The following is a 23,932-nucleotide window of genomic DNA, read 5'->3' as shown; positions in this document are numbered from 1 at the left end:
TTTTTATCGTTAAAATAAGACTTTTTTCCAAAATTGTACAAAAGTTAATATTTTCACTTAAAGGTATTTATTTGAAAATATCCCATTCAAGATGCATTCGATCCACTCTGTTCATCTGGACTGCCCATCGAATCATTGAAGACTTGTAGGCGCTCTTCGATGTCTGCACTTGTCCGCAGAGTGAAGCAATCATGGGCTGCCTCTTTGGCAGCCGCAGCCGTCGTATTCAATACCCTGTGCTTCACACGCAGCAAGGATTGTGGAGACATACTCAGATTGCTAATCCCCAGCTCCAGCCATAGGGGAATCGAACGCTCATCTCCTGCCATCTCTCCGCAAACACTGACATCAATGCCTGCCGTATGTGCCGCATCGACTGTTGCGCGAAGCATGCGAAGTACAGCCGGGTGATACGGATGGTACATATGTGCGATCTGCTCATTCATTCGATCGACAGCCAGTACATATTGTACTAGATCATTGGTACCTATGCTGAAGAAATCAGCTTCTTCGGCAAGCAAATCGGCGATCATCACCGCTGCCGGAACCTCAATCATGATGCCCACCTGAATATGCGAATCGTACGGCAATTTGCGCTCGTCCAGATCAGACATCGCTTCACGCAGGATTTCATTGGCCTCCTGAAGTTCTTCTACCGAAGAGATCATCGGATACATAATTTTGACATTGCCCGCAGCACTGGCCCGAAGAATGGCTGTGAGCTGTGTTTTGAACAGATCTTTACGGTCCAGACTGATCCGAATCGCACGATATCCCAAAAATGGATTATCTTCTTCTGGCAGTTCAAAATAGTCCAGCTGCTTGTCACCACCGATATCGAGCGTACGAATAACGACAGACTGACCAGCAGTTTTCTCAGCAACAAGACGATAGACCTCATACTGTTCCTGCTCACCCGGGAACGTAGCACGGTCCATGTATAGGAACTCTGTCCGGAACAACCCCACACCCTTTGCCCCATGTTTCAGCGCCATATCCAATTCCTTGACGGAACTGATGTTAGAAGCCAGATGCAGCACGGAACCATCTTTGGTTACGGCATCCACTGTTGCAAGTACCTGCAGCTGTTCTTTTTTCTTCAATTGTTTGCTACGAATCATCGTGTACCGTTCAATTGTCTTCCGATCCGGCTCCGTAAATACGAGGCCATTATCTCCGTCGACAACCAGCATATCTCCGGTCTCCACCGGCATGCCAAGACTCGCTTCCAAACCGGAAACGAGAGGAATGCCAAGAGCACGAGCCATAATTGCCGAATGTGATGTTTTGCCTCCGATAAGTGTCACAATGCCCAGCACGTGGCTTGGATTCAAATGCGCCAATTGAGAGGGAGACAGCTCTTTGGCCACGAGTATATAAGGCTGGGTATCCGATGGAAGCGTAATTTCCGGTGCACCCAGCAGATGCTTTAATAGACGGTTCCCCACGTCCTTGATGTCAATGGCCCGCTCCTTCATATACTCGTCTTCGAGCAGATCAAACATGGTGACAAAATGATCAATAGCCTCTTTGACGGCTACTTCTGCCGCTTTGTACTGCCGTTCAATAATGCCTCGAATTTCGTTCATGAATACCGGATCTTCCAGAATGGCCAGATGCGCATCAAAGATGCTGGACTCTTCAGGACCGACCACTTCCTTGAACTCGTTCTTGATATATTCAATCTCATCCTTGGATGTCCGTATGCCCTCGTACAGCCGTTCGAACTCTTGGGCGAGATCCACCGAATCCATCTTCTGATCCGGCAGATCCCATTCCCAACTGGGCAGGACAAATGCTTTGCCGATGGCTATGCCTGCAGCGCCGTTGATGCCTTGTATCTTCATTCTACCCCTCCAACGTTCCTGTCATAGAGCACCACGGACATAACGGATGCCTGACCTTTCTTAACTTGCTTAAATGGAGCAAAGCTCCATGATTTGACACGATCGGGATTCGTGATAACCATCGGTGTCGTCAGCGATGCCGCCTCCGCTCGCAATACAGCCAGGTCAAACTTGATTAACAACTGACCCGGCTCCACCGTATCCCCTTCCTGAACAAAGGCTTCAAAGTGGCCTTTCAGTTGGGATGTGTCAATACCGATATGCAACAGAACCTCAAGTCCCTCCCGGGTTGATATGCCCAGTGCGTGCATCGTCGGATACATGTGCATAATCGTTCCATATACGGGTGAGACCAGCTCTCCTTTTTCCGGAACAAAGGCTACTCCATCACCCACAAGCTTGGCTGCAAATATCTGATCCGGCACCTCTTCAATTGGCAGCATTTTGCCCTGCACAGGAGCACAGAACAGAACTTGTTGCAGATCCCGTTCGAGCAGCTTCGCAATCTCTTCCCGGATTAATTCCGAATAGGTGCCGAATACCACTTGTACGTTACCGCCACCCAGCTTAATGAGCCCTGCCGACCCCATACTCTTCATTGCACCTGTATCGATTAACCGATCATTATGCACGGTGAGTCGAAGTCGTGTAATACAGGCCTCTACCTGTACAATGTTTTCTTTCCCGCCCAATGCTTCCAAAATGAGAGGAGCTTGATAAGGAATGTTACCTACCCAATCTTCCAGCATGGACCCCTCTTCGCGTCCTGGAGTTGGAATCTTGAACGTACGAATCGCCCACCTAAACAGGAAATAATAGACCAACCCATATAGTATGCCAATCGGTATGAGCTTCCAAGCATTTTCCGATAGATGGAAATTGAGTATGTAGTCAATAATGCCAGCCGAGTAGGAGAATCCATGACGTATATCAAGCCAATAACTGATCCACATCGCAAGTCCTGACATGACTGCATGCACGATGAACAGATAAGGTGCCGCAAACAAAAAGGCAAACTCAATCTGCTCCGATACCCCTGTCAGAAAACAAACAAGTGCGGAAGTGAGAAATGTTTTTTTGATTTTCGGCTTCAGGTCTTCCCTTGCCTCCTGAATAATCGCAAAGGCAATCGCTGGAATCGCAAACATCATGATCGGGAATAACCCGGCCATAAAATACCCTGCTGTCGGATCACCCGCAAAAAATCGCGGCAAATCCCCTTGCACAATATTGCCGTCTGCTGTTTCATACGTCCCCAGTTGGAACCAGAACACATTGTTAAGCAGATGATGCAGGCCGAATGCCACCAGCACCCTGTACAAGACCCCATATATAAACAGCCCAAAACCGCCGAGACTGTATTCCCAGGTGGCGATGGCGTTCAATGCATGTTGTAGAATGGGTGCGATCCATAACATAAAGAAAGAGAACAGTGCCGAGCACAGCCCTACGATGAGCAAAACAAACCTTGAACCACCGAAAAATTGTAAGATTTCGGGCAGTTTAATACTTTTGAAGCGATTATGCGTCACCCCGGCAAGTGCACCGAGAATAATTCCGATTAAGGAAGCAGGTTGAACGGTGCCATCCCCGAAATTGCGAGTCACCTGATCATATATCACAATACCAGCCAGAGCAGCGAGTCCCGCTTGTCCGGCCTGGTTGGAGAGTCCCAGCGCTACACCGACAGCGAACAAATACGGCAAAAAATAAAAAATACCGTGTCCGGCCACGGTAGACACTTCACCAACAACTTTCAATCCCCAGGCGTCCCAGGGCAAACTGCCAACACTCAGCAAAATTGCGGCGGCGGGCAGGACCATTGTAGGCAGCATTACCGCTCGTCCGAGCTGCTGCAAGGATCCGAGCCAATTCATGGCGACCTCTCCTTTCTATCCTAGATGGTAAGCTTTACGCAACGTTTTGTCAAAGCAAAACAGTAACCTGTTGGTAATTTATTCTATATTCCAAGTATGTAACAGAAAAATCCCGTCAACTCGAGGTTAACGGGATTTTTAGTGATTGAGATTTAACCGCGTCCAGCACCGCGCAGAACGATGGAATCCTCTACCTTGATACAACGATTCGTTACCGCTGTCATGCCGTTCTCAGCAGCAATCTGTACGGCTTCATCACTATGGATACCAAGCTGAAGCCACAATACATTCGCTTTGATCGCCGCAGCTTCACGAGCCACATCGGCACAATATTCATCACGGCGGAATACATTCACGATATCTACCGGCTCAGGGATATCTGCAAGAGTCGCATATACCGTCTCCCCGAGAATCTCACCTTGTACCTGCGGATTTACCGGGATGATGCGATAACCTCTGCTTTGCATGGCTTCCGCTACCATATAGGAAGTGCGATCTGATTTGTCCGATAAGCCGACGACTGCGATGTTGCCTGCCTTGCGCAAAAGTTGTCCAATTTCTTCACGAGTAGGATTGTTAAATTCCATGTTCAAGCACCATCCTTTTCTGCTTAACGTGTTATTTTACTCTTTTACCCATTGAACCGAGGCGCCAAGCGCCTGCAAATGATCGAAATATTGCGGATAAGACTTGGCTACATGGTGTGCATCCCGGATACGAAGCGGTTCTTTGGAACGCAGACCGACAACGGTCAGTGCCATAATTACGCGATGATCGTAGTGAGCGTTAATCTCAACGCCGCCTTCGACGCCTTCCGGACGACCATGTACGATAATCTCGGCCTGACGTTCTTCTACGTTGGCTCCTGCCTTCCGCAGTTCGTTCAAATAATCCGTAATTCGGTCACATTCCTTGTAACGTAAGTTCTCTACATTATAGAACCGTGAGGTGCCTTCCGCAAACACTGCTGCCGCTACCATGGCCAAAACCGCGTCTGTCGCGGCATCTCCATCGAATTCCACGGCTTTCAAAGTACCGTTACCTTGCACGTGAACCACATCGTTCTCATGCGTCAACGGCACTTCCATCATGCGCAGAACGTCAACAATAGCACGCTCACCTTGTTTGCTCTGTTCCATCAATCGCAAAATTTTAACATCGGATTGAGTGACCGCCGCAGCCGCGAGGACAGCTGCTGAACCCGGATAGTCTCCTTGAACCGTATATGTTTGCGGTTTATAGGCTTGGCCGCCAGGTACGCGGAAGGACATGTAATCATCACTCGCATGAATGACGATACCCGCTTGCTCCAGTACTTCCAGCGTCTGACCAATAACCACTTTGGATTTCAAGTCATTCAATACTTCAATTGTGCTGTCTTCGGCCAGAAGCGGAGTTACAAACAGCAACGCGCTCAAATACTGGGAGCTGACAGAACCGGATACACGGATATGTCCACCCTTAGCCTGACCACCTTTAATCGTGATTGGCAAGCGTCCTTGTTCGTGCTGTACCTCAACACCGAGCTGACCAAGCGCATCGATCAGGTCATCATGTGGGCGTTTGCCAAGAGAATCCGGGTACGTGTTTACAAACGTCACCTCAGGACAAAGTGCCGTTACCCCCATTAGGAAACGCAGCACTGCACCTGCATTTCCTACATTTAATTCACGCACATCATGTGGATGGCTGCCAAAGCCCTGGATAACAATTTTGCTGTCATCTTCTTCAAGCACTGCTCCAAGATCGCGAATACATCTGCGCATAGCGTCACTATCTTCACTGTGAGCCGGGTAATGGATCGTACTCGTGCCTTCTGCCAGAGCAGCAGCTAGCAAGTAGCGTGTGGTGTAGTTTTTGGAAGACAAAGCTCCAATTTCCCCGTTCAGGGATGGGGTCGGTTTAACGATAACGTCCATGGATGAAATTCTCCTTCATTGATTATAATGTGCTTCGTTAGATGATCCTGTTACGTATTTGGCTCAGGATCCATGCGGTAATGCTGTACTGCCAAATTGACATTCCATACATCGCTTGGGTATCATTATAGGCGTTAAGTCCATACAGAAAAGAGGACCTGAATATGACACAAATTGCAGAAATTGAAACTTCTGAGCTACGCCGCCGTTTACTGGCGGGAGAGAAGCTGCAGATGATAGACGTCCGTGAGGACGATGAAGTCGCAAAAGGCATGATCGAGGGAGCGAAACACATCCCGCTTGGACAGATTCCGGACAGACTGTCCGAAATTCAAAAGTCCGGTGAAATTGTTTTGATCTGCCGCAGTGGATACCGTAGCGAACGTGCCTGTGAGTACTTACAGCAGCTCGGATATGATGGCTGCACCAATATGGTTGGCGGCATGCTGCAATGGCAAGAGGAAAACTAAGTAACATCAGGATCGAGGTTATATGGTCAGGATAGCTAGCTGCAATCAGCAGTTCTCCATAACCACCATGCATCATGCACCCTGATTCTTACCATCAGTCAAACGGGCCAATCGGCCCGTTTTTCACATCGATCTCTCACGATCATACATCCCCATTCACCACTTTAAATCCTTCAACATATCTTCTTCCACATACGGAATGTATCCCTCTCCAGGCATCGACCCTACACTCATTTGTACGTTCTATCCCTACTCTCACTGACGAGAAAATGAAATAATTACAAGCTTAGACGCGGTAATGCGCTAAAATTAAACGAGTCACTTCAGAAGCGGATAACTCGGTTGTATCCACCGTGTAATGCGCAAACCGATATGCGTCCTTCCGTTCCTGCATAATGGTCTGAATGCGTTCCTCCGCATTGCCTGCCAAGAGCGGACGGTTATCACAGCCGCTGACGCGTTCTACTATCACTGCAGGATCAGCTGTCAGGGCAACCACCCAGCCGTTTTTCGACATGACATCACAGTTGTCCGAACGTAGTACCACACCGCCTCCGGTCGCAATCACCTGCGCCTTTTTCTCTAACACCGAGCACAACATGCGACTCTCGGCATCGCGGAAATACGTTTCTCCCTTGCCTGTGAACAACTCTGGAATCGTACAGCCTTCCTCTTTTTCCACCGCGGCGTCCACATCAATCAGTCGGTAACCTAACTCGCGCGCGAGCATGTCAGCGACGGTTGATTTGCCAGTTCCCATCATGCCGATGAGAATAATATTGTTAGACTTGCTCAAGGTGTACACTCCTTTAATTCAAGCAATTCGTGAGCACTTTTGTCCTATCATAACACAGCCCTGCGGACGGGGGAAGGCCATAGTATGACTGGCTTCCCTCCAAACATCCGCAAACACTTCCAGATCATATCGAAGCACGTCCATGTACTTCAAACGATTTTAAAGAACTCAAATCAGCCTATTTTGGAAATATAGGCGATTTTAAAATTCTAACGAATCTCGATGTAGGACCAGCTTAAGTATACGTAAAAAAAAGAGACCTGGAGCTCATCGGTATATGTACCGACTCTCCAAGTCCCCTTTCCAAGCTTCTGTTCCAGCCAAAGTCCTTGATTCAGGACAATTTAGCCTAATTTCACGGACTTGCGTTATACACTACTATTCCATCCAGTTGTGGTGGAAGCTGCCTTCTTTGTCTAGACGTTTGAACGTATGAGCACCGAAGTAGTCACGTTGTGCTTGCAGCAGGTTCGCAGGCAAACGCTCTGTACGGTAGCTATCGTAGTAGGACAAGGCACTGGAGAACCCAGGAACCGGAACGCCTTGAGTTACCGCAGCAGCTACCACTTCACGCCACGCACCTTGGTAGGATTCTACAATGTTTTGGAAGTATGGATCCAGAAGCAGGTTTTTCAGTGCTGCATCTTTGTCATACGCTTCTTTAATGTTTTGCAGGAACTGCGAACGGATGATGCAGCCACCACGGAAGATCATAGCGATGTTGCCGTATTTCAGATCCCAACCGTACTCATCGGAAGCTGCACGCATTTGGGCAAAACCTTGTGCGTAGGATACGATTTTACTAGCAAACAGTGCTTTGCGAACATTTTCGATGAACGCTTTTTTGTCGCCGGAGAATGCTTCAACCGCAGGTCCGTTCAGAATTTTGCTCGCTGCCACACGCTCGTCTTTCATCGCAGAAAGGAAGCGGGAGAATACGGATTCCGTAATCATGGACAATGGTACGCCGAGATCCAGCGCGCTTTGGCTTGTCCATTTTCCTGTTCCTTTTTGTCCTGCTGCATCCAGAATGACATCAACCATTGGTTTGCCCGTTTCTGGATCGTATTTGGAGAAGATGTCTGCTGTGATTTCGATCAAGTAGCTGTCCAGCTCTCCCTGATTCCATTCTGTAAAGATGGCGTGAAGCTCTTCAACGGACACATTCAACACGGATTTGAGCAGGTGGTAAGCTTCACCAATCAGCTGCATATCTCCGTATTCGATACCGTTATGCACCATTTTTACATAGTGTCCGGCACCATCTGGTCCGATATATGTACAACAAGGATCGTCACCGACTTTGGCCGAAATGGCTGTCAGGATCGGTTCAACCAGCTTGTACGCACTCTCTTGTCCACCTGGCATAATTGCAGGGCCTTTCAGAGCGCCTTCTTCCCCACCGGATACACCTGTACCGATGAAGCGAATGCCTTTGTCTTCCAGCTCTTTGCTGCGACGTTGTGTGTCAGGGAAGTATGCGTTACCGCCATCAATGATGATGTCGCCCTCATCCAAATGAGGAAGCAGTTGTTCAATGGTAGCGTCGGTTGCATAACCAGCTTGTACCATGATCAGGATTTTGCGCGGGGATTCCAGGGATGCCACAAACTCTTCAATAGAGAATGTGCCTGTCAGGTTTTTACCTTCGGCTTCTTTCAGAAGATCGTTGGTTTTCTCCGGGGAACGGTTAAATACCGATACCGTGAAACCTCTGCTTTCAATGTTAAGGGCCAAATTTTTGCCCATTACTGCAAGTCCAATGACACCGATCTGTTGTTTCGCCATCTGGTCCTCCATCCTTTGCTCCAATTAATTTTATTGAATGAATTCTCAACAATACCCCCATTTTAACGGTTTTACGCATAGAAGTGAACCCCGGACCATGGTCGCACAGCGAGAAAACACCCCAATTACCTGAGGTGTTCATCGTATTTTCATAAATACAGCGTTATATTTCAGCCTTCCAGCATCAACATGTACCCTGACAGCTGCTTTAAGACTTTACGACAGGCATCTGCTTTTTCGATATTATCCGTCTGAATGGCGGCATGCAGACGCTCCAGTTCATCATCTACTTCCATGCGCAGCAGCATGAGTCGCTCCTCACCTTCGCGCGAGAGGAACATTTCTTCCATCTCTTCCGCCGTCGGCGCAGGTTCCTTTTGAAAAATAACACGCTGTTTGAACCCGGATACTTCAACGAGACGAATGACTTCACCGAACAAAATATTTTCCACGGTCATCTGCTGATCCTTAAAGCGTTTCACAACGGCATGCCCACGTGTATCCCCAATCAGCTTCTCTAACCATTCCGCAAGTTTTGCATCCTTAATAATATAATCTCCCGTCATTTTGTAATTCCCACTGCGCGTCTGTTGAAAACGGAGCTTTACCAGCTTGCGTCCGGTGCGGACTGACAGAATAAAAAAGGATTCGTCCTCGCTCCAATATAGTGAATACCCCTCACCAATAAGGTCTTTGATCAAATTTTGGATATGCCGACGGTTGAACCGCAGCTCCAGATTGCAATATTCAACTTCATAACTCTTATTCACGGCACTCCCTCCATCTGTACCGGAGATGCTCCGGCCATCTTCTTCAATCGCTTCTACTCAATCGGCTTACCCTATTTTATACTTCATTTTATGTAAGGGTACTTGGTTATTTGACTATTTTTCACCGATTGATCCGGAGGATCGCAGCTTTCCGCAGATGCACAGGGGCAAGCCCCCGTTTTTTCATGATATAACGGACGCGAAATGGAGGTATGCAGAGGTCATGTGCGGACTGCGAGTTGATCGGGATGATCCGCTGGCTGCAGATCGGGACAAGTTCCTGGAAACAGTTCGTTCAAGGTTCAAAACACTGCTGCCGCTCTACAAGATGTCTATGTCTTAAGCAGACATGGAGTACCGTGAACAGTTAGCTCCCGAAGTTGACTACTACGGCGGTCAGAATAATCTTCACGTCGTTAGCTAAATAGATGGACTATGCTACATAAAAAGGGAGTTCCACAACTTGTACGGTTGCCGGAACTCCCTTTTCTTATTAGATCAACCTCACCAGGCTTCATCGCATCATTTAGCAGGAGCTGTACGATACGGTTTACGGGATAACACATAGTGCACAACGGCAAGTCCAGCCATAACGACAGCACTTCCGATAAATGGAGCAGGATGACTAATGTGATCCCACAGCAGTCCGGATACAATCGGTCCTACGACCATGCCTGATCCCTGAAGGGTCAGGAAGAAACCCCAGATCGCTCCGCGTTCTCCTTTGGGAATCAATGTGGCTACAAATGCATTCCAGGCCGGGAGAATCATCGCATAGCTGACACCAACCAGCATGACGATGCCGAACACAACAGGAATAGACGTAATGGAAGAAAAAGCAAACAGACTTGCTGCTGCCATTAAAAAACCGATGTTCAGGAACGGTGCCGTGCCAAACCGGTCTACCATTTTCCCTACAGGCAGCAGTGCAATGACCGTAATCCCGCCACCGGCTATCAACAACAAGCTGTACAGGTTGGGCGAGATGTGCAGATCTGTGCGAGTGTATAGCGTAATCACAGGACTGAGCAGACCAATAACAAAGGACTGCATGAACAGTGCAGGATATACGAGCGGATTCACGTTAAGTGTACTGCGTACCCGTTGCAATGTGCCCTGGACACTGTTTTTGAGTCGGATGAAAGGCGTAAGAATATTCGGTTTAGCCGGATATTTCATATCTGTCCGCTTAGTCTCACTTTCCGCATGCTCACCCTCAACAACGACACGTCCGGGCAGAATCAAAGCGACCAGAATGACCAGAATTGCAACACCCATCAACACTAGGAAAATGGTGCGATAATCGTGATGCGTCCGTTCCAATAGCCAGTTCATGCCGATCGGCCCAAGTCCAGTTCCTCCAAGTGCCGCCATCTCCAGCGCACCCATGGCTGTACCGTTCTTGTTCTGCGGCCCCGACATCGCGGTCACGCCCGTCATGGCGCAAGGCCAAAGGGGTGACGTACCAACTCCAAGAATGAGACAAGCCATGGCAAGGCCAAATGCACTTTTGAAAAAGATAATCATGATTACAGCTACTAATGTACAAATTAGGGCCGTCACCATTGTAGCGCGGAACCCGATCCGTTCTGCTGCCCAGCCAGAGGGAGCCCTGAACAGATTATCTCCCAAATATTGAAGGGCAAAGGCCACACCTATTACGCCAGCGGACAAGCCCAGAATATTGTCCATATACACGGGCAAAATAGCGACCAGCAGAGCACCCTTGATGATTTCAACTAGAAAAAGCGTTAGCCACATGGCGATAAAGAAAGGTGATCGAAGGATTTTGGCTGGTTTTGTATTAGTTTGCATTCTTTTTCCCCTTTCGATGCTTGCTTGCCCATCTCCTATCCTTACTGTAACCCTCGGGGATGTGTCCAAATCTCAGCAATTCGAAAAATTGTCAAGCAATATTGCTTGCATTCGGTTCTTAATTTGCTATACTCAAATTTGTTTGAGATTACAAAATGATAAGTTATCAGCGAAGCTGAACTAAATCCGTGATCGCAAGAAAAACATCCGCTACATGCGGTCTGTCTTCATAGAATTTACGTCGAAAGACGTTTTTCTTACAAATTATAATTAGGAAAGGTTGTGACAGCACTGATGGATCACCGCCGTACGCCGCTGTTTACCGCTTTAAAAAATCACGCGGCACTCAATCCGGTGCAATTTCATATTCCGGGACATAAAAAAGGATTGGGAACGGACACCGAATTTCGTGAATTTATCGGCGATAATGCCCTCTCCATAGATTTGATTAACATCGCACCGCTAGATGATTTGCATCAGCCAACCGGTGTCATTGAGGAAGCGCAGATTCTGGCAGCCGATGCCTTCGGAGCCGATTATACCTATTTTAGTGTACAAGGCACAAGCAGTGCCATCATGACCATGATTCTGTCCGTATGTGAACCGGGTGACAAGATTATTGTGCCCCGTAATGTGCATAAATCGGTCATGTCTGCCATCATTTTCTCAGGAGCGAAACCCGTGTTCGTCTCTCCAGCGCAGGATGCCAATCTAGGAATCGATCACGGTGTCACTACAGGCGCGATCCGACGTGCCCTTGAGCGTCATCCCGATGCCAAGGCATTGCTCGTCATTAACCCAACGTACTTCGGTGTATGTACCGATCTAAAAGAAATTGTTGAACTGGCGCATAGCTATCAGGTCCCAGTACTTGTGGATGAAGCGCATGGCGTACTCATTCATTTCCATGAAGATCTGCCGCTCTCAGCCATGGCCGCCGGGGCTGATATGGCTGCGACGAGTGTACACAAGCTGGGTGGTTCGATGACTCAGAGTTCTGTACTCAATCTGAACACGAAGAATGGCTATGTGAATCCGCAACGTGTACAAACTATTTTGAGTATGTTGACTTCAACGTCGACTTCCTACATCCTTCTGGCTTCGCTCGACACGTCGAGACGTAATCTGGCTCTGAATGGCCATCAGATGGCACAGAAAGCCATTGATTTGGCTGAGTTTGCAAGACGCTCCATTAATGATATGGACGGACTGTATTGCTTCGGCAGAGAGCTGCTGGGCACAGAGGCTACCTTTAATTACGACCCAACCAAAGTAACCATTCATGTTCGCCACCTTGGAATTACAGGTTACGAAACAGAGAACTGGCTACGTGAGCATTACAAAATCGAGGTAGAGCTCAGTGATATGTATAATATTCTGTGCCTCATCACGCCGGGAGATACGGATGACTCCGTAGAAATCTTGCTGAACGCCCTGCAAGATCTATCCCGTACGTATTATCAAGTGAATCCAGCCCACGAGCTGGTGGTTAAGGTTCCAGATGTACCACAGCTGATGCTGACTCCTCGTGATGCGTTCTATGGTGATACCGAAGTCATTCCTTTCAAGGAATCCGCTGGCCGGATTATTTCGGAATTCATCTACGTATATCCACCAGGAATTCCGATTCTGCTGCCAGGTGAGGTTATCACTCAGGAGAACATCGACTACATCATTGATCATGTTGAAGTTGGACTGCCTGTAAAAGGACCTGAAGATCGTAGCGTAACCAATGTAAAAGTCATTGTGGAAGCAGATGCGATTTTCTAGAACAGCCACCTCTTCATGAGGTTGATCGATCTAAGGACCAAGCGGGATGCTTGGTCCTTTTTATTTTTTTCTCCACACAGACTTGTCCTGTCTTGTGTTATGATCGCTGTCTTATTTGCATTTTCCCACCTATTCCACTGTCCCTATGGCAAGAAAAAACAACATTTACACCTAATAAAAAGCAAACAAAAGGCCCCCTATGATCAAGGAGCCTTCTTGCTTTATTCCAAAAGGATGACTATTCTTGGCTTGCAACGAGTTCGTTGTACGCCGCTTCAACACGGGTCCACTCTTCTTCGTCTTCAATATTGTAGAGCACCATTTCCTCGTCTTCTTCTTCCATACGCAGAATGATGCCGTCAGCTTCAGGATTGTTACGTTCCAGCAGGAGCGCATAAACATGCTTCTCCACGTCAAACGTCTCCACCAGAACCATTTCCACGTCATTTCCGTTCTCGTCTGTCAGTGTCAGAAGAACTTCTTCATGCTCGTGGTCGTGGTCGTGGTCTTGACCGCATCCGCAGGCATCGCCGTGTTCATGTGTGTGATCGCTCATTGATATACCTCGCTTTATAAATAGAAATTGTGTAACCTTGCATATCGTAACATGTTCAATGGTCCAGGTCAATTTAACCGCCAAGGTTATTTTTGCTTCAATCGTTCAGCGCGGTAATGATTTTCTCGGCTGCCAGCACATAATTACTATTTGCATTTTCTTTAATATAAAAACCGACTTGGTACTTGCCAGCCCGGCTGAAATCATACGTAAAATCGTACGTTCGGAACCAGAAGTTATCCTTCTGAGTCTTGAGCTCTTGAGACTGAATATCCTTAACCTCACCACTTGGATTGGTAATCGTCACCTTCACGGCAGCTATATCCGTCGTCAAACTGTCGACTTGTGAGAACACATTAAATTTCAACTTACCCACGTTTACGTTGCCAAACACGGTATCTCCCTTGAAGAGAAAAATATGTACATTCGGTTTGATAACCGTTACTCTCTTGTTTGTGCTATCCCATCTGGCGATTCCGCCCGCTTCCCTTACAGGTACATAGGTCGTTCCGTCAATCAGATAACCACCGTCAGCTGCTTCCTTGCCGTTAATGAGAACCCGAATCTTCTCGTTCACTGAATCTGCAAACAATAAAGACCCGCCGAGCAAGGAGAATACTGTGACACACAGCAAAATTCTTTTCCATTTCATTCCGTCAATATTCCCTCCCCTGCTGCTAGCTGTTGTACATTTATACTGCAGGTTCATCCACAAAGTTGCGCTGTTTTTCATCATTTTTCATTTTTTATCCAGAATATTTTCCACCCCTTGGAACGATCAAAAAGAGGCGTTCCTTGTTAAAGGACGCCCCTATAGTATAGTTGTTGGCAATACGTAATTATACGAACTTCTTCTGGGTCAATTTTATTATGCTGCTAACTACGAAGTATGACGAGTTAATATACAAGGTACGCCCTTGCCCACAGCTCCATCGGTTCGCATCCGTGCTGCATAATCCATTCCTCGTGTACAGGGGGTCTTGCAACGCTCACATACATCCGAAGTAACCAATTTCATGGATACACGAAGTTTGTCACTCTTTAACGCGGGAGCTTTTTTTCCCTTTGCTTTTGCCATCCCGGATTCCCCATTTCCCCAATTGCTTGCTGATGTAATGCATCATATGGGGATTCGCCCGGTTGTGTGTCAAAAGGGGGAAACTTCGTGCATGATATCCTTAAATGAAACCGCCGTTTGCACGTAGCGTCTGTCCTGTAACCCATTGCGATTCTTCACTGACGAGGAATGAGATCACATTTGCAATGTCTTCCGGTTCACCCAGACGACCAAATGCATTCATTTTACGCATTCCTTCGAGCTGCTGCTCCGTCTTCCCAACAGAAAACAATTCGGTATTCACGGGACCTGGTGCAACAGCATTAATAGTGATTTGTCTGGAGCCAAATTCCTTCGCAAGCTGACGAGTAATCTGTTCAACTGCTCCTTTGGTACCTGCGTACACGCTGTATCCCGGAAACATCTGTCCAGTTACAGAAGTGGAGAAGTTAACGATTCGGCCCTGTTCCTCCATGTGTTTCAACGCTTGCTGACAAGCAAAAAATGTACCTTTTACATTAATCGCAAACTGCTGATCGAATTCTTCCTCAGTCACATCTGCCAAAGGAGTTGTCTTCATGATGCCTGCATTGTTGATCAGAATATCGATTTTTCCAAGCTGGTTAATCGTTTCGGAAAATAAACGCTCCACATCTTCCTTCCGGGCAAGGTCAGCCTGAACGGTAATGGCACGAACTCCTTTTTGGCGAGCAATATCTGCAACCTGCTCTGCTTTGTCGGGGCTACTCGTGTAGTTAATGACGACATCCGCGCCCATTTCAGCGAGTTGCTCAGCTATAGCACGTCCGATCCCCCGGGATGAGCCTGTTACAACGGCCACTTTACCTGTTAGCTTTTTCATTTACAATTACTCCCTCTCTTGTTCCAAATGTAATAATCCCTTTTCGATCAACAACCACACCTGTGCAAATTCCGCATCAATTGTAGGGCTTTGCCATTCATAGGCATGTGCCGGATGATGAAAACGAGCTGTAGCTTGAAGGATCGCAGTTGCAACCACATCTGGTTTGTTAAATTGGAAATGATTCTCCTGCTGGATAATCTCACTCAGATGACGTACAAGATGTTGCACATGTTTAGCGATAATATCTGCGGATTCCTGGGTTACCCGTGCGTACATTTCAAACAACTCTGCATCGGATTCGGCATAATGACGTTTACGAGCGATTAACACTTCTATATATACTTTCAAATGACGTGTTCCCTCACCGTTGTAACTCTGATCCTTAGCTATGGCCGTCAAAGGCGCGATAATCTCATCTTCGAGCCATTGTGCGGTCACGCCTTCAAGTAATTCTTTCTTGCTTTTATAGTGCCTGTAAATCGTACCGTGACTAACTCCAAGCAATTTAGCGACATCCGTAACAGATGTTTTGGCAACACCGAAGCGCCGGAGAGTTTCCTGCGTTGCTGCGATAATTTGTTCCTTGGTTAAAAATTCAGAAGTTTTGTCTTTATCCATATGATTAAGATGGTTGCACCATCCTCAAGTCACCTCCGTTGAAATTAGATTAACATAACGAATAACAAATGACAAATGATTATTTTTGTCATTTGTTATTCTTGATAATTTTATATGTACGAGCGTAAAAAAAAGAGCCCATTTAATATGGCCCTTATCCAAAGTTTTAATGTTTCTCTTTTTCTAGAACACGAATTTAAACAATACGAAGATCACCGCAAGTATCCCACCGAGAATTAGCCAATTGCTGATTTCCCACCAAATACTTTTCCCTCCGGTTAAAAGCTGTTGTTCATTTTCTTCATGACGCTGTTTGTGTGTATGTGATTCGGAGGCATGGGGCGGCTTGCTGAAGTCCATCATATACATTCCCCTTTCCAGCAACTTTAATCTTATTGTTCCAGTATAACCCATAATTGAGTGAGAATTTGATTATTCTTTAAAAAGTATTATTGAATAGACAATTCTTCTTCTGTGACCCATTTATGATTTTTCACCGGATCTCCGCCTGTGGTCGGGGTGTAATCAACCATATATACCGTCGTTTGCTCAGCGGAGTCAATCGTTGCCTTAGCCCCTTTCATTCCTGGCATGTGGTCAGCGTTCAGCACAACCTCTGCTCCTGCTGCATACGGTTGATCCGTATGGTCCTGAATCTCCTCTTGGATGACCCATTTATGATTTTTCACAGTGTCTCCCCCTGTGGTTGGTGTGTACGAGACTGCATAGGCTGTTGTCTCATAGGCTCCCACAATGGTCGCTTCTGCACCCTTCATTCCAGCCATATGGTCCGTACTCATCACGGCCTTGCTGCCCAAAGGATATGTTGGATTTTTCTTTTCCTGAAGCCCTTCCGGTAATTCTCCCGAATCCGAGTGGTGCATCTCTCCTGTGCTCGCTGTATGACTGTTACTACTGCTATTATCCTGCCCAGCATTTTTGCCACATCCACTTAACATCAGACTGCTCGTGATCACCGTAGTCAGCAATATCATTGCATACTTTTTCATGAGTTGCACTCCTTTGAACTTTCGTTTTCTACTCTTATAATATACCCCATATGGGTATATTTCAATCGTGATCGATTTCTTTATCTATTTTTGTATATCGCAAAAAGAATTAAAAACATATCAAAAAACCTCCGATTTCTCGGAGGCCTTCAGTATGTTGAACATTATTTTAGAAAGATGCTTCAGACTTCAATAGTGAAGTCCAGAACAAAACCGTTTTATTCGCCCTGGCAAAGATTAGGCTAGTCCCACGGTAACATTAACGTTCCCTTTGATGCCTTTGGAATATGGGCAGTAGTCATGAGCAAGTTTGACAAATTTCTGTGCTGTCTCTTCATCCAGACCCTCAATTTTAACTTCAAGTTCAACTTCCAGCTTCACACCATTATCCGTAGGGTCCGTTACTAGCATAACTGTAGCCGATACTGTGCTTCTCTCAATTTCGACTTTGTGTTTCTTCAACTGAAACTCCAGCGCTGAATTAAAGCAAGCACTGTATCCTGCTGCAAACAATTGCTCGGGATTCGTAGCTGTCGTTACTTTGCCTCCCAGTTCAGGCGGGGCAGCGACATCAAGCATAAATACGTTATCCGGCGATTGCACAATCCCTTGACGTCCACCTGTATTGATAACTGTAGTTTCGTATAATGTTTTCATGAGTATTGTCTCCTCTGTATGTTTAAATTTTATTTTGTAAAGATGATATCTCTTTTTATTTTGCTAACAATTAGATTGTACACAATTTAATTGTGTTTGTAAATCATTATTATTAAATAAAAAAAACAACCATTCCCTCATGTAAAAGCAGGAAATGGTTGCTCCGGAATTAATAAATAACTATTAATGATCCGAAAGTTGAATCTATCTAATTTAGTTTAACTTTTACATTTTCTTTTCAAAACCCTCCATCGGTGCAAGTGAATTCTGGTAGTCAGTCCCTTTCTGACTGTCGGTAGTAAAGTGCATGACCTCCCGAAACGAACCTTCCAGATAAGTCTGCATTGCCAAAGGGATACGCAGTTCATCCATATCAGACGGAGAAATTTGGTAACGAATGCTGCCAAGGTCCCCTGCTTTTACCTTCTGTACCCATTTCGGCTCGCGAATCAATTCCCGTCCGAGTGCAGCCAAAGTTGCCCCGGCGTTGATAACTTCTTCTGCGTCTTCCGGCCGCTCAATCGATCCGATACCGATCAGAGGTTTTTTGTGATCCAAAACCCGGACGAATTTAGTTAAGATCGGCTCTTTGTCATCGGGGTGATTTAATGATGTTCGTTTGTAACTTCCCATCGACAGATGAATGTAATCAACTCGCGTGTCTGTCAGAGCCTGGGCAAACGCCAAGGAGTCCTTGAGCTGGATGCCCGGCATATGAATTTCTTCCGGTGAAATCCGATAACCGAGGATGAAAGGTTTATCCGCATGGGCATCGATAACCGATGCAACCTCCTGAATGACTGCCAGCGGAAATCGCATACGATTTTCAAAGCTGCCACCCCACTGATCGGATCGTTGATTGGAATTGACGGAGAAAAATTGCTGCAACAGATACGTATTGGCCCCGTGAAGCTCTACTCCGTCAAAACCAGCTTGTATGGCCCGCAAGGTTGCCCTGCCGAAGTCCTTAATAATGCTTTCGATTTCCTCAGGTGTTAATTCACGCGGCGTCTCCGAGCCGATTGGATGTGCGGCAGCGATTGCACTCGCACTGGTGGGTTGAACACCTCTTAGCGTTTTGGAGTTCGTTTTGCGCCCTGCATGAAAGATTTGCACAATGGCTTTCGTTCCGTCTTTCTGAATGGCCCTTGCAATTTTGGACAGTCCTTTGATTGTAGAATCACTTGCGATGGATAGCTCACCTTCGAAGCCTTTTCCCCCTTCAGTTACGTATGCAACACCCGTAATGATCATACCAGGGCCACCAGCCCGTTCGGCATAATAATCGACTTCATCATTGGTAATTGAACCGTCGAAGAAACTGGACATCGTTGTCATCGGTGCCATGACCACTCTATTTTTTAGCGTAAAACCATTCGCAAATGTATAAGGCTGCAAGAAATTACGATTACTATTTTCCATATATATTCTCTCCCTTTATTAGGCTTGTTCGCCCTTGTCTCTGTTTCATGAGTTATTGTATAGTAGGGTGAAAAAAGAGTATAGTATGCACTTAAAAGGTAGATACTATCTAAAAGGAGAGTGGAATATGGAAACTGCTGAGGAAGTAAACGTTAAACCATTTTCACATGCCATGTCCTTGATCGGCGGAAAATGGAAAATGCATATCTTGTTTTGGTTATGGAAAAAAGAAACATTGCGATATGGAGAATTGAAAAGAGCCTTGGAAGGCATTACGCATAAAATGCTAAGCTCTCAGCTAAAAGAATTAGAGGCCGACCAATTAATTATCCGTACAGAGTATCCACAATTACCGCCAAAAGTAGAATACTCTTTGTCTCGTGAAGGATTAACGCTGATGCCTGTGCTGGAAATTCTCTGCGATTGGGGTAAACAGAATCTTGCTGATTTGCATAAGAGTTAGTGAACGTAGCGCAGCGAAGTATATAGCTTATTTCTTTTAATTTTCGTTCCCAATTGTCCCCCAAGACTTCATCATGTCATCTCAAAAAAACTAAACAAAAGAAAAAAGCCCTTGCTGCGCAAGGACTTTTTGTTATGATCTGTAGTGGGCTCGAACCACTGACCCCTACCCTGTCAAGATAGTGCTCTCCCAGCTGAGCTAACAGATCATGATATCTAATTGTTCTCCAATCAAGTAACAGTATCATACCAAGTAACCGTGTTCATTGTCAATCGTTATATTGGTAATATTTTATTCGAATTGGTGCACAATAAAGGAAAGATTACCATTTTGATGACGAGGTGACTTCCATATGAGGAACATGAAAGAACGTAAACTGCGTTTATTTATCATAGCCAAAAACTTAGCCTGTTTGATTGCGCTTGTTGCATTAATATACGTTTCTGTCGGTTGTAGTTTAGAACGGGATGAACACACTGTACAATTCCAACAGTTGAAAGTACCCAATGAGGTTAATGATGACCTGCCCGTTTGGCTGGATGTGTATTCCAAGTCTGTTGTGCATGACGTTTACTCCCCACAAGGCAATGTTGAAGTCTTACCCTGAGGAACATGATGTCGCATTTCACTCATCTTCGTCCCACTTTTTGGAATATGCCTTCTTGGTCACATAATATAACAAAGCAATCATTCCGGCCGACATCAAAAGTGTGATTGCCATCACTCCCGCCATACCCATGGTTCGCACCTCCTCTCCCAGTATGTTCCAGACTTAACTATACAGGAAAAGCATTTTTTTGTATAATTCAGTCTGATAGCGTAGAGCAGAAAGAAGGTATGGAATTGGCAGCTGAGATTAGTTATGTAACAACTGAAGAACAACTCCAGAAAGCACTGGATATTCGTAATAATGTTTTTGTAATCGAGCAGCAGGTACCTGCTGACATTGAGATTGATCAATATGATATTATCAGTCCTGATGTGCATCACGTATTGTTGAGTAAAGATGGACAGGCTGTAGCCACGGGGCGCCTGATCTATTACACCAAGGATACCGCCAAGATGCAGCGCATCGCTGTACTCAAATCTCATCGTGCGTTCGGTTATGGACGTGTGTTGCTGTTAGCCATGGAAGAACGGGCACGTGAATTGGGATTAGCCTACTCTGTTTTGGACGCGCAATGCCAGGCGCAGAAGTTCTATGAAAAGCTCGGATATGAAGTGATTTCGGAAGAGCCTTTTTATGATGCAGACATTCTGCATGTTCGTATGCAAAAGAGCTTGTAGATATCCTCTGCGTGCGATATGAAGTTATGTTATGCATACTTTTTTTTGATCCGGACAGGCTAAAGAGGTAACCAGATTCCTATTTGGTCAGATAAGGAGAGTGTGACATCATGGATCAAACGACACGCGAAAGCTTCACAGCAGTTCAAAAAAATGGTGACGGCGATCTGACTGCGTTCCAAACTTCATCTGGACGTGTGCTGGATTACCAACAGGCACTGGCAGAAGTAAAAGCAGGAGCAATTGCAGGTGTGAACGTCTTTAAAGGCAAAGACGGCGAAATGTACATTCGCGGCGACGCAGACGGCGACCCAACCAATAACCTTGATCAACTTCCTATCTTCTAATAGATGTTACGATGCCTAACAAGGCGCCAATCCGGCATTCCGGGTTGGCGTTTTTTACGTTTTAATATTCGGTAAAATATTTCACGGCATCGCCAGCAGGCTGGCTTTTGCGAATGGGTTGTGGTGCCTGCTCCCATGCTTGCAAAATGAGTATACCTTCGAGCGTAGACTTGTTCTCCCATACAATATGCTGCCTGCGCTCAAGCTCCAGCAGTGACTCATGAATGAACGCCTTGCTTCTTCCCGTCTTATTCTCCAGCTCATCCATTCGTGGCACTCTGCGCCGCTGGCCTGCATAATTCACAATTATACGCAAAATTTTGCGTTCAAAATCATTCAGCATATTTCTTCCTTCCCTTCCTTATGGAGTACGGGACGCCATGCCAGAATACCTTGTTCCAGAAATGTTCGGGGTGACCCCTCTTTTCCTGCGGATGCTCTAATCTTCCCTTCCCGTACACTGTTGATTCGAATCTGCCGCTGTGTAATATGCCCTGCACGATCCATGTAGACGAGCTCCACCATCTGACCAATATATTTCCCTAGCATAATCATCCCTCCAATAAGAACATGTGTTTGTTTTATTATTATATGCGAACATAAGTTCTTTATTCAACAACTAAAAAAAGGATTTTTTTGAAACAAAAAAACCAGACTCACTCCCTTTCATAGGGAAGTCTGGTTCCTATCCTGCCTTGCTATGCAGATCATCTTCAGTTTAACGTCGATCCGATTCCGTGAATTGTACTTTTTTCAGCTGCTGGGTAGACGGGTTAAAATCAACATTCACAAATACAGCAAATTGTTTACCGTCTTTATTACGTACCCATAACTTGAACTGTTCACGGGACTGGTCTGCTGTTAACGAAGTGCGTCCAATATGTTTGTAATCCAAAATGTCCACGTTGTACTTGGTTTGTGTTTCTTTCACTGCAATGATTCCCCACTTCGCATAATCCGGAATCGCAGTTGCTGAACTGGTTGTTAGTCCACTTAAACTTAGTACCACTGTCATTAGGGCTACGATGAGCATTCTCATTTCATTCACTCCTTGGGGCAATGTTTACGTTAGCCTGCCCTGTAGAAGTTTATTTTACACCAGTAGACGAATGATAAACGTAATCGGCTGCTGGAGCGATTGAATCGTACTGATCGCCATCTTATACCGTTCTATTGGTGATTTGAAGCTTATCCCCCAGTCACCATCCAATAAAAGATTTCGCGTTGGTGGATCTTCCAGCTTTTCCAAACCGTACTTTTCTATCAGCTTGTCTTTTCTTTGTTGATCCAACTCACTCGAATAATTTGCATATGCTGCCGTCACATCGCTACATCCAAAAACGACAAGCAGGAGGACACCCCATCCCACCATAATCCAACTTTTGCGCACTCTCAGTTTCTCCTTCATTAATTCAGATAATGACTACCATACTTAACTTCATTCGTCCTGATTGTACATAAATAACACGGGATTGGAAATAACAAATGTAGACTCAATTACATACGCCTTAAGCCTCATTTGCAAAATTATGGGTTTAGCGTATTCGATAAACGTGTAATAGGCCATGACAGCATCACTTCATTATTCTGAGCAATCATTTCGAGGAGGTTACACCCGAATGTTCAAACGTATGGATGAAATCGCAATTGAAATCCCCAATGTCGAGAGACCGGACCCGAATGCAGCGGCAGCAATACAAGAATTGCTGGGTGGTAAATTCGGAGAGATGTCAACGTTGAACAATTACCTCTATCAATCGTTTAATTTTCGTTCCAAAGAAAAATTGAAACCCTTCTACGATCTGGTGATGAGTATCACCGCGGAAGAATTAGGTCATGTAGAGCTTGTGTCTCATGGCATTAACAAGTGCCTCAGAGGTTCCACTGAGTACAAAGAGCCTGACGATACACCACTTAGTTCCGTGAAGGATGCGCGTCTCTCCTATCATTTCCTGGCTGGCGCACAGGGAGCAATGCCTTTCGACTCCATGGGCAATCCCTGGACAGGAGCCAATGTCTTCAACAGCGGTAATCTGGTTGAAGATCTGCTGCATAACTTTTTCCTCGAATGCGGAGCACGTACACATAAAATGAAAGTTTATGAAATGACCGATCACCCTGCAGCCCGGGCAGTTGTTGGCTATTTGCTGGTACGTGGTGGTGTGCATGTGGTCGCTTATGCTAAAGCGCTTGAAATCGCAACCGGAGTGAATGTAACCAAATTGGTGCCGATTCCATCCCTGAGCAACAAATCCTTTAACGAAGCGTGGAAATACGAAGAAAAAGGCCTACACACCAAGCTGTATACCTATAGTGATAAAGACTTTACTGCGATCAGTCAGATCTGGAAAGGGACACACCCTGAAGATGGACAACCGCTGGAAGTCATTCAAGGCGTCCCTGAAGGATACCCGATTCCGGAAGCTCCTGCAGTGGAAGAAGAATTCGCACCAGGTATATCGCAGGAAGACTTCCAGGAAATTGCACGTCGTCTGAAGATGGCAGGAAATATTGCGGATTAAGGAAGCTTTATTGTAGTGGATGTATTAGTTGTTGTTGATATGGCATGAAAATGGATTAAGCCCTCGGATCTTGCTG

General features: G+C 45.9%; 27 protein-coding genes and 1 tRNA gene. 7 read left to right on the top strand and 21 right to left on the bottom strand.

Going from position 1 to position 23,932, the window contains the following annotated elements; translation table 11 throughout:
* Window positions 1-86: 86 nt before the first annotated feature.
* The 4 genes from ptsP to aroA all read right to left on the bottom strand — a co-directional run bounded on the left by ptsP (window position 87) and on the right by aroA (window position 5,643).
* A complete protein-coding gene (gene ptsP, locus ACR1R9_RS05835; protein ID WP_433921525.1) occupies window positions 87-1,847 on the bottom strand; it encodes a phosphoenolpyruvate--protein phosphotransferase in 1,761 nt (586 codons plus the stop codon).
* Window positions 1,844-3,724 carry a glucose PTS transporter subunit IIA gene (locus ACR1R9_RS05830; RefSeq protein WP_063565571.1) on the bottom strand — a complete coding sequence of 627 codons (1,881 nt, stop codon included), beginning with the start codon at window positions 3,722-3,724 and terminating at the stop codon, window positions 1,844-1,846. The genes ptsP and ACR1R9_RS05830 overlap by 4 nt, the downstream gene beginning before the upstream one ends.
* 152 nt (window positions 3,725-3,876) lie before the next feature.
* Window positions 3,877-4,311: a CoA-binding protein gene (locus tag ACR1R9_RS05825; RefSeq protein ID WP_053784277.1), complete on the bottom strand. Its 435-nt coding sequence runs from the start codon at window positions 4,309-4,311 to the stop codon at window positions 3,877-3,879.
* Between the two features lie 36 nt (window positions 4,312-4,347).
* Window positions 4,348-5,643 (bottom strand): 3-phosphoshikimate 1-carboxyvinyltransferase, encoded by a 1,296-nt coding sequence (gene aroA, locus ACR1R9_RS05820; RefSeq protein WP_099858265.1) that lies wholly within the window; start codon window positions 5,641-5,643, stop codon window positions 4,348-4,350.
* Between the two features lie 164 nt (window positions 5,644-5,807).
* Between aroA and ACR1R9_RS05815 the strand changes: the two genes are divergently transcribed.
* Window positions 5,808-6,113: a rhodanese-like domain-containing protein gene (locus ACR1R9_RS05815; protein ID WP_433921526.1), complete on the top strand. Its 306-nt coding sequence runs from the start codon at window positions 5,808-5,810 to the stop codon at window positions 6,111-6,113.
* A 286-nt stretch (window positions 6,114-6,399) separates the two neighbouring features.
* Here ACR1R9_RS05815 and ACR1R9_RS05810 read toward each other — a convergent pair whose 3' ends face one another.
* From ACR1R9_RS05810 to ACR1R9_RS05795, 4 genes are all read right to left on the bottom strand, one after another.
* Window positions 6,400-6,909 carry a shikimate kinase gene (locus ACR1R9_RS05810; RefSeq protein ID WP_256222175.1) on the bottom strand — a complete coding sequence of 170 codons (510 nt, stop codon included), beginning with the start codon at window positions 6,907-6,909 and terminating at the stop codon, window positions 6,400-6,402.
* 378 nt (window positions 6,910-7,287) lie between these two features.
* Complete coding sequence (gene gndA / locus ACR1R9_RS05805) at window positions 7,288-8,697, bottom strand: NADP-dependent phosphogluconate dehydrogenase (protein WP_064636561.1); 1,410 nt, start codon at window positions 8,695-8,697, stop codon at window positions 7,288-7,290.
* A 170-nt stretch (window positions 8,698-8,867) separates the two neighbouring features.
* Window positions 8,868-9,467, bottom strand: coding sequence for a hypothetical protein (locus tag ACR1R9_RS05800; RefSeq protein ID WP_433921527.1), 600 nt, complete (start codon window positions 9,465-9,467; stop codon window positions 8,868-8,870).
* Between the two features lie 522 nt (window positions 9,468-9,989).
* Entirely contained in the window at window positions 9,990-11,282 is a 1,293-nt protein-coding gene (locus ACR1R9_RS05795) for an MFS transporter (RefSeq protein WP_099858504.1), read from the bottom strand.
* Window positions 11,283-11,576: 294 nt separating this feature from the next.
* On the opposite strand from ACR1R9_RS05795, the gene ACR1R9_RS05790 reads away from it, so the two are divergent.
* Complete coding sequence (locus ACR1R9_RS05790) at window positions 11,577-13,052, top strand: aminotransferase class I/II-fold pyridoxal phosphate-dependent enzyme (RefSeq protein ID WP_063565751.1); 1,476 nt, start codon at window positions 11,577-11,579, stop codon at window positions 13,050-13,052.
* A 238-nt stretch (window positions 13,053-13,290) separates the two neighbouring features.
* Here the strand turns inward: ACR1R9_RS05790 and ACR1R9_RS05785 are convergent, their stop codons facing one another.
* The 8 genes from ACR1R9_RS05785 to ACR1R9_RS05750 form a co-directional block, all read right to left on the bottom strand.
* Window positions 13,291-13,608: a DUF1292 domain-containing protein gene (locus tag ACR1R9_RS05785; protein ID WP_063565566.1), complete on the bottom strand. Its 318-nt coding sequence runs from the start codon at window positions 13,606-13,608 to the stop codon at window positions 13,291-13,293.
* Window positions 13,609-13,705: 97 nt separating this feature from the next.
* Window positions 13,706-14,260 (bottom strand): copper amine oxidase, encoded by a 555-nt coding sequence (locus ACR1R9_RS05780; RefSeq protein WP_076288201.1) that lies wholly within the window; start codon window positions 14,258-14,260, stop codon window positions 13,706-13,708.
* Window positions 14,261-14,786: 526 nt separating this feature from the next.
* Window positions 14,787-15,527, bottom strand: a complete 741-nt coding sequence (locus ACR1R9_RS05775) for an SDR family oxidoreductase (RefSeq protein WP_433921530.1) — start codon at window positions 15,525-15,527, stop codon at window positions 14,787-14,789.
* A 6-nt stretch (window positions 15,528-15,533) separates the two neighbouring features.
* Window positions 15,534-16,148 (bottom strand): TetR/AcrR family transcriptional regulator, encoded by a 615-nt coding sequence (locus tag ACR1R9_RS05770; protein WP_076288198.1) that lies wholly within the window; start codon window positions 16,146-16,148, stop codon window positions 15,534-15,536.
* Between the two features lie 183 nt (window positions 16,149-16,331).
* Window positions 16,332-16,511: a hypothetical protein gene (locus ACR1R9_RS05765; protein WP_433921531.1), complete on the bottom strand. Its 180-nt coding sequence runs from the start codon at window positions 16,509-16,511 to the stop codon at window positions 16,332-16,334.
* An 86-nt stretch (window positions 16,512-16,597) separates the two neighbouring features.
* Window positions 16,598-17,158 carry a YdhK family protein gene (locus ACR1R9_RS05760; protein ID WP_433921532.1) on the bottom strand — a complete coding sequence of 187 codons (561 nt, stop codon included), beginning with the start codon at window positions 17,156-17,158 and terminating at the stop codon, window positions 16,598-16,600.
* A 237-nt stretch (window positions 17,159-17,395) separates the two neighbouring features.
* On the bottom strand, window positions 17,396-17,815 hold the full coding sequence (locus tag ACR1R9_RS05755) for an organic hydroperoxide resistance protein (RefSeq protein ID WP_064636540.1): 420 nt from the start codon (window positions 17,813-17,815) through the stop codon (window positions 17,396-17,398).
* Window positions 17,816-18,040: 225 nt separating this feature from the next.
* Entirely contained in the window at window positions 18,041-19,237 is a 1,197-nt protein-coding gene (locus tag ACR1R9_RS05750) for an NADH-dependent flavin oxidoreductase (protein WP_076288196.1), read from the bottom strand.
* 127 nt (window positions 19,238-19,364) lie between these two features.
* Between ACR1R9_RS05750 and ACR1R9_RS05745 the strand changes: the two genes are divergently transcribed.
* Entirely contained in the window at window positions 19,365-19,700 is a 336-nt protein-coding gene (locus ACR1R9_RS05745; RefSeq protein ID WP_433921533.1) for a winged helix-turn-helix transcriptional regulator, read from the top strand.
* A gap of 135 nt (window positions 19,701-19,835) precedes the next feature.
* Here the strand turns inward: ACR1R9_RS05745 and ACR1R9_RS05740 are convergent.
* Window positions 19,836-19,908: transfer RNA gene (locus ACR1R9_RS05740), tRNA-Val, on the bottom strand.
* Window positions 19,909-20,061: 153 nt separating this feature from the next.
* Here ACR1R9_RS05740 and ACR1R9_RS05735 point away from each other — a divergent pair.
* From ACR1R9_RS05735 to ACR1R9_RS05725, 3 genes are all read left to right on the top strand, one after another.
* Window positions 20,062-20,307 (top strand): hypothetical protein, encoded by a 246-nt coding sequence (locus tag ACR1R9_RS05735; protein WP_326065849.1) that lies wholly within the window; start codon window positions 20,062-20,064, stop codon window positions 20,305-20,307.
* 236 nt (window positions 20,308-20,543) lie between these two features.
* The gene (locus tag ACR1R9_RS05730; protein WP_076288307.1) at window positions 20,544-20,987 is read left to right on the top strand and encodes a GNAT family N-acetyltransferase; all 444 of its coding nucleotides are present in this window, start codon (window positions 20,544-20,546) and stop codon (window positions 20,985-20,987) included.
* Between the two features lie 110 nt (window positions 20,988-21,097).
* Window positions 21,098-21,334 (top strand): DUF3892 domain-containing protein, encoded by a 237-nt coding sequence (locus ACR1R9_RS05725; RefSeq protein WP_076288193.1) that lies wholly within the window; start codon window positions 21,098-21,100, stop codon window positions 21,332-21,334.
* 61 nt (window positions 21,335-21,395) lie between these two features.
* On the opposite strand, the gene ACR1R9_RS05720 is transcribed toward ACR1R9_RS05725, so the two are convergent.
* From ACR1R9_RS05720 to ACR1R9_RS05705, 4 genes are all read right to left on the bottom strand, one after another.
* The gene (locus ACR1R9_RS05720) at window positions 21,396-21,677 is read right to left on the bottom strand and encodes a hypothetical protein (protein ID WP_076288192.1); all 282 of its coding nucleotides are present in this window, start codon (window positions 21,675-21,677) and stop codon (window positions 21,396-21,398) included.
* Window positions 21,671-21,883 carry a hypothetical protein gene (locus tag ACR1R9_RS05715; RefSeq protein ID WP_076288191.1) on the bottom strand — a complete coding sequence of 71 codons (213 nt, stop codon included), beginning with the start codon at window positions 21,881-21,883 and terminating at the stop codon, window positions 21,671-21,673. Before ACR1R9_RS05715 ends, ACR1R9_RS05720 begins: the two co-directional genes overlap by 7 nt.
* A 169-nt stretch (window positions 21,884-22,052) precedes the next feature.
* A complete protein-coding gene (locus tag ACR1R9_RS05710) occupies window positions 22,053-22,373 on the bottom strand; it encodes a DUF3889 domain-containing protein (RefSeq protein WP_076288190.1) in 321 nt (106 codons plus the stop codon).
* 54 nt (window positions 22,374-22,427) lie between these two features.
* Entirely contained in the window at window positions 22,428-22,724 is a 297-nt protein-coding gene (locus ACR1R9_RS05705; RefSeq protein ID WP_433921534.1) for a hypothetical protein, read from the bottom strand.
* A gap of 229 nt (window positions 22,725-22,953) precedes the next feature.
* Here ACR1R9_RS05705 and ACR1R9_RS05700 point away from each other — a divergent pair, with 229 nt between their 5' ends.
* Window positions 22,954-23,856 carry a manganese catalase family protein gene (locus ACR1R9_RS05700; protein ID WP_099858500.1) on the top strand — a complete coding sequence of 301 codons (903 nt, stop codon included), beginning with the start codon at window positions 22,954-22,956 and terminating at the stop codon, window positions 23,854-23,856.
* Window positions 23,857-23,932: the final 76 nt, after the last annotated feature.

The sequence above is a fragment of the Paenibacillus taichungensis genome, from assembly GCF_050994985.1.
GTDB classification, from domain to species: domain Bacteria; phylum Bacillota; class Bacilli; order Paenibacillales; family Paenibacillaceae; genus Paenibacillus; species Paenibacillus taichungensis.
This window is presented reverse-complemented; position numbering and strand designations above follow the sequence as displayed.

Coding starts and splice junctions, on each gene's coding strand:
- ACR1R9_RS05745 (WP_433921533.1), top strand. CDS start 19,365: ATGGAAACTGCTGAGGAAGTAAACGTTAAACCATTTTCACATGCCATG.
- ACR1R9_RS05715 (WP_076288191.1), bottom strand. CDS start 21,883: ATGCTAGGGAAATATATTGGTCAGATGGTGGAGCTCGTCTACATGGAT.
- ACR1R9_RS05710 (WP_076288190.1), bottom strand. CDS start 22,373: ATGAGAATGCTCATCGTAGCCCTAATGACAGTGGTACTAAGTTTAAGT.
- aroA (WP_099858265.1), bottom strand. CDS start 5,643: ATGGACGTTATCGTTAAACCGACCCCATCCCTGAACGGGGAAATTGGA.
- ACR1R9_RS05785 (WP_063565566.1), bottom strand. CDS start 13,608: ATGAGCGATCACACACATGAACACGGCGATGCCTGCGGATGCGGTCAA.
- ACR1R9_RS05765 (WP_433921531.1), bottom strand. CDS start 16,511: ATGATGGACTTCAGCAAGCCGCCCCATGCCTCCGAATCACATACACAC.
- ACR1R9_RS05775 (WP_433921530.1), bottom strand. CDS start 15,527: ATGAAAAAGCTAACAGGTAAAGTGGCCGTTGTAACAGGCTCATCCCGG.
- ACR1R9_RS05815 (WP_433921526.1), top strand. CDS start 5,808: ATGACACAAATTGCAGAAATTGAAACTTCTGAGCTACGCCGCCGTTTA.
- ACR1R9_RS05735 (WP_326065849.1), top strand. CDS start 20,062: ATGAAAGAACGTAAACTGCGTTTATTTATCATAGCCAAAAACTTAGCC.
- ACR1R9_RS05780 (WP_076288201.1), bottom strand. CDS start 14,260: ATGAAATGGAAAAGAATTTTGCTGTGTGTCACAGTATTCTCCTTGCTC.
- ptsP (WP_433921525.1), bottom strand. CDS start 1,847: ATGAAGATACAAGGCATCAACGGCGCTGCAGGCATAGCCATCGGCAAA.
- ACR1R9_RS05720 (WP_076288192.1), bottom strand. CDS start 21,677: ATGCTGAATGATTTTGAACGCAAAATTTTGCGTATAATTGTGAATTAT.
- ACR1R9_RS05755 (WP_064636540.1), bottom strand. CDS start 17,815: ATGAAAACATTATACGAAACTACAGTTATCAATACAGGTGGACGTCAA.
- ACR1R9_RS05830 (WP_063565571.1), bottom strand. CDS start 3,724: ATGAATTGGCTCGGATCCTTGCAGCAGCTCGGACGAGCGGTAATGCTG.
- ACR1R9_RS05760 (WP_433921532.1), bottom strand. CDS start 17,158: ATGAAAAAGTATGCAATGATATTGCTGACTACGGTGATCACGAGCAGT.
- ACR1R9_RS05795 (WP_099858504.1), bottom strand. CDS start 11,282: ATGCAAACTAATACAAAACCAGCCAAAATCCTTCGATCACCTTTCTTT.
- ACR1R9_RS05790 (WP_063565751.1), top strand. CDS start 11,577: ATGGATCACCGCCGTACGCCGCTGTTTACCGCTTTAAAAAATCACGCG.
- ACR1R9_RS05750 (WP_076288196.1), bottom strand. CDS start 19,237: ATGGAAAATAGTAATCGTAATTTCTTGCAGCCTTATACATTTGCGAAT.
- gndA (WP_064636561.1), bottom strand. CDS start 8,697: ATGGCGAAACAACAGATCGGTGTCATTGGACTTGCAGTAATGGGCAAA.
- ACR1R9_RS05700 (WP_099858500.1), top strand. CDS start 22,954: ATGTTCAAACGTATGGATGAAATCGCAATTGAAATCCCCAATGTCGAG.
- ACR1R9_RS05825 (WP_053784277.1), bottom strand. CDS start 4,311: ATGGAATTTAACAATCCTACTCGTGAAGAAATTGGACAACTTTTGCGC.
- ACR1R9_RS05770 (WP_076288198.1), bottom strand. CDS start 16,148: ATGGATAAAGACAAAACTTCTGAATTTTTAACCAAGGAACAAATTATC.
- ACR1R9_RS05725 (WP_076288193.1), top strand. CDS start 21,098: ATGGATCAAACGACACGCGAAAGCTTCACAGCAGTTCAAAAAAATGGT.